Below are 580 nucleotides of genomic sequence, written 5' to 3'. Positions count from 1 at the left end.
GTTTCCGCTAATGGCTGCAGATAATAATTCGCTAAGCATTGTTTTTGCTGTTCCTGGCTCTCCTACAAGCATCAATCCTCTGTTACCTGCTAATGTAATTATTGCTCTTTCAACTAAAGCATCATCTCCGTAAAACTTCTTTTTTATAATAGTGCCGTCTTCAAACTTTTTGCCGAGTATAAAATCTCTCACTGCTTGAGGCGATAATTTCCAATTTTTTGGCTTTAGATTTTTATCTCTGCTTTTTAATATTTCCAATTCTTCTTTGTAAAGTTCTTCCATTAATGGCTTTTGATGTTGATTATTATTATTATTTGGCATTTTATTCTCTTTTGTATTAATTGTTATTTTAATTATCATTTTAGTATATATTATAAATAATTTGTTTTCAAACTTTTGTGGGTTTTAATATGAATTTATATAAAACATGAACTATATATTGTTTTCATAATTTTATAAAAATATAAAATAATAACTACTAAAACAATATAAGAAGGAGTTTGGTATGATATATGCAATAGTGCCTCCAAAATGTATTGAAGGCGATACAAATGAATATCATATATTTGAAGCATATTTT

1 protein-coding gene is annotated in these 580 nt (G+C 26.9%); it reads right to left on the bottom strand.

The window, feature by feature from the left end:
* Positions 1–321 (bottom strand): AAA family ATPase (locus GQX97_RS14190; RefSeq protein WP_157152358.1); only part of this gene is annotated, 321 nt, incomplete at its 3' end.
* Positions 322–580 lie beyond the last annotated feature (259 nt).

Origin of the sequence: Brachyspira sp. SAP_772 (assembly GCF_009755885.1) — a bacterium.
Lineage (GTDB): Bacteria > Spirochaetota > Brachyspiria > Brachyspirales > Brachyspiraceae > Brachyspira.
The sequence above is the reverse complement of the archived record's forward strand: the minus strand, read 5'-3'. Positions and strand labels throughout refer to the sequence as shown.